At 69.2% G+C, this 3,267-nt stretch carries 2 protein-coding genes and 1 pseudogene; 2 read left to right on the top strand and 1 reads right to left on the bottom strand.

From position 1 onward, the window contains the following. Window positions 1-643 (top strand): annotated as a pseudogene (locus K4G64_RS38805) (serine/threonine protein kinase); the annotation flags it as partial. Between the two features lie 94 nt (window positions 644-737). Here K4G64_RS38805 and K4G64_RS38800 read toward each other — a convergent pair. Continuing rightward, window positions 738-2,228, bottom strand: coding sequence for an amino acid permease (locus K4G64_RS38800; RefSeq protein ID WP_221760548.1), 1,491 nt, complete (start codon window positions 2,226-2,228; stop codon window positions 738-740). Between the two features lie 279 nt (window positions 2,229-2,507). Between K4G64_RS38800 and K4G64_RS38795 the strand changes: the two genes are divergently transcribed. Next, window positions 2,508-2,993, top strand: coding sequence for a ribose-5-phosphate isomerase (locus tag K4G64_RS38795; RefSeq protein ID WP_221760547.1), 486 nt, complete (start codon window positions 2,508-2,510; stop codon window positions 2,991-2,993). The last annotated feature ends 274 nt before the right edge of the window (window positions 2,994-3,267 follow it).

Raw genomic sequence — 3,267 nt, 5'->3', positions numbered from 1 at the left:
TCGCCGTACGGTGCTCACCGCCGCGGCGGCCACCCTCGCCACGGCCGGAACGGTCGTGGGAATCCTGCTGGCCACGTCATCGGGCTCGCCGGGCGGGGACGACACTCCGCGCGCGGGCTCCTCGGCGTCAGCGCCGGCCACCACCGGGGGCACCACGGCGGGCACCACGGGAGGCTCCACTCCCTCGCCCACCGTCGAGGGCACGGCCAGGCCGCAGACGCTGCCTCCCGGCACGCACCGGGAGGCCGGTGGGTTCGCCTGGGCGACGCCCGACGGCTGGCGGCGGGACGTGAAGACGGGGGCGGAGGTGCACTACACCTCCCCGGACGGGTCCCAGGAGCTGGTCGGCAAGTCCTCCCTGGCTCGCGGCGACCTGCTGGAGACCTGGCAGACCTCGGAGCGCAACGCCCACCAGGGCCAGGACTACCGCAAGATCCGCCTTGAGGAGACGACGTTCCGCGGCCACCCGGCGGTGGTCTGGGAGTACACGTTCACGCTGAAGGGCGTCCACTGGCACGCCCGGCTGCTCGGCTTCAACGTGACCGGCAAGTCGTACCAGGTCAACACGTGGTACCAGGAGGAGATCGAGCAGGAGGCGCTCGCCACCTACGAGAAGGTCAAGGACAGTTTCACGGTGCTGTAGGCAGCGCGGCAGGCCACGGAAAAGGGGCCTGTGGAGCGTGCCGACGCACGCGCCACAGGCCCCCGTTCACCACGAACGGCGAGCGGCCGGAGGATCAGCCGGCCGACACCTCGCTGCGCTCCTCACCCTGGACCTGCGCGGCGTCCGCGGCCGGACGCCCACCACGGATCCCCTTCTTCAGGAAGGCGATGACCAGCACCACGGCCGCGACGAGCAGCGACAGCAGGATGGTCTTGCGCCCGTCGTGCTCGGTGTCGGTGAGCATGTAGCCGAGGATGAACACGATCAGCGCGGCAGTCGCCCAGGTCAGGTACGGGTACAGCCACATCTTCACGACGAGCTTCTCGGGCGACTCGGCCTTGATGATCTTCCGCATGCGCAGCTGGGAGAAGCAGATCACCAGCCACACGAACAGGGCGACCGCGCCACTGGAGTTCACGAGGAAGAGGAAGACGGAGTCCGGGAACTTGTAGTTGAAGAAGACGGCCACGAAGCCGAAGGCGACGGAGGCGAGGATCGCCGTGCGCGGCACGCCGTTGGAGGTCGTGCGGGCGAAGGCCTTCGGCGCGTCACCACGCTGGCCGAGGGAGAAGGCCATGCGGGAGGCGGTGTAGAGACCGGAGTTGAGACAGGACAACACCGAGGTCAGCACGATGAAGTTCATGATCTGACCGGCGTGCGCGATGCCGAGGGAGTCGAGCGCGGCGACGTAGGAACCGTCCTTGGCGATGGACTTGCTGTCCCAGGGGAGCAGGCACACGACGACGGCGATCGAGCCGAGGTAGAAGACGGCGACACGCCAGATGATGCTGTTGGTGGCCTTGGTGACGGCCTGCCGCGGGTTCTCCGACTCACCGGCGGCCAGGGTGGCGATCTCGCTGCCCATGAAGGAGAAGACGACGAGCAGCACACCGGTGAGGATGGCGCCGGCCCCGTTGGGCAGGAAGCCGCCGTGCTCGGTGAGGTTGCTCAGCCCGGCCTGCTCGCTGTCCACCCCGGGCAGCAGCCCGAACACGGCGAGTCCGCCGATGATGATGAACGCGGCGATGGCGACGACCTTGATGCCCGCGAACCAGAACTCGAACTCGCCGTAGGAGCCGACGGAGACCAGGTTGGTGGCGGTCAGCACCACCATCACGATCAGGGCCCAGCCCCACTGGGGCACGGCCGGTATCCACCCTTCCAGGATCACGGCGCCGGCGGTCGCTTCGACCGCGAGCACGACGACCCAGAAGAACCAGTACAGCCAGCCGATGGAGAAACCGGCCCAGGACCCGAGGGCCCGGTCGGCGTGCGCGGAGAAGGAACCCGAGGTCGGGTTCGCGGCCGACATCTCACCGAGCATCCGCATCACCAGCACCACGAGCGTGCCGACGAGGGCGTACGACAGCAGGATGCCGGGCCCGGCGGTGGCGATACCGGAGCTGGACCCGACGAAGAGTCCGGCGCCGATGACACCGCCGATGGCGATCATCGAAAGATGCCGGTTCTTGAGCCCGGCCTGCAGCCCGGAGCCCTCGGCTCCGGGGTCTCCGGGCCTTCCGGGGTCGTTTCCGGTCTTGTTCATGGTCGGCTGCGAGGTCATGGAACGGATTTCCTTTGCGCCGGGGAGCTGTACTTCCGTACGGAACCGCGCGCGCCGCACGAACGGGGTGTTTCGCGGCATGCCGGGGTACGGGGGGCTCGTACGAGCGGTGTACGAGCCGGTCCAGTGAATCGGAGGCGAACGGATAGGAGAACCTTTGAATCCAGATTGTTACTTGAGGTTTTCCTGAGGTTCAGTAATGCGGCTCACATTCGCCCAGGGTTTTCATGAGCGGCACCCCGCGCGCTTTCCCCGAAACACCCGTGTCACACTCGTCCCATGCGCGTGTACCTCGGCTCGGACCATGCGGGCTACGAACTCAAGAACCACCTCGTCGAGTGGCTGAAGGCGGCGGGTCACGACCCCGTCGACTGCGGCCCGCACATCTACGACGCCCAGGACGACTACCCGCCCTTCTGCCTTCGGGCGGCGGAGCGCACGGCCGCGGACCCCGAGGCCCTTGGCGTCGTCATCGGCGGCTCGGGCAACGGCGAGCAGATCGCCGCGAACAAGGTCAAGGGCGTCCGTGCGGCCCTCGCGTGGAGCGAGGAGACGGCGTCCCTGGGTCGGCAGCACAACAACGCGAACGTCGTCGCGGTGGGCGCGCGCATGCACTCGCAGGACGAGGCGACGAAGTTCGTGGAGACGTTCCTCGCCACGCCGTTCTCCGGTGACGAACGCCACATCCGCCGCATCGACATGCTGTCGTCCTACGAAACGACCGGCGACCTGCCCCCCATCCCGCCGCACCACCCGCAGCAGTAGCCTTCCGGGCGACCCGGGCGACCCGGGCGACCCGGGCGACCCGGGCGACCCGGGCGACCCGGGCGGCCGAGACCGACGCCGAGACGCTGCGCGATCCCGAGGGGGTCGGGTGGTCGGGTGGTCGGGTCTTCATCCGCGTCGCCGGCTCGGGGCTGGATCCCCGAGCCTTGAGCCCGGGGCCCCCTGGGGCCCGGCGTCCGAGGCGAACTCGGACGGAGTCCCCGAGCCCCGGCAGGGGACCCGCCCCCTCGGGCAGGGGACCCGCCTCTCCGGC

This window comes from Streptomyces sp. WAC04114, from assembly GCF_019733245.1.
GTDB lineage: Bacteria > Actinomycetota > Actinomycetes > Streptomycetales > Streptomycetaceae > Streptomyces > Streptomyces massasporeus_A.
Note: the sequence above shows the minus strand (reverse complement) of the source record. Positions and strands in the feature narration are given on the sequence as shown.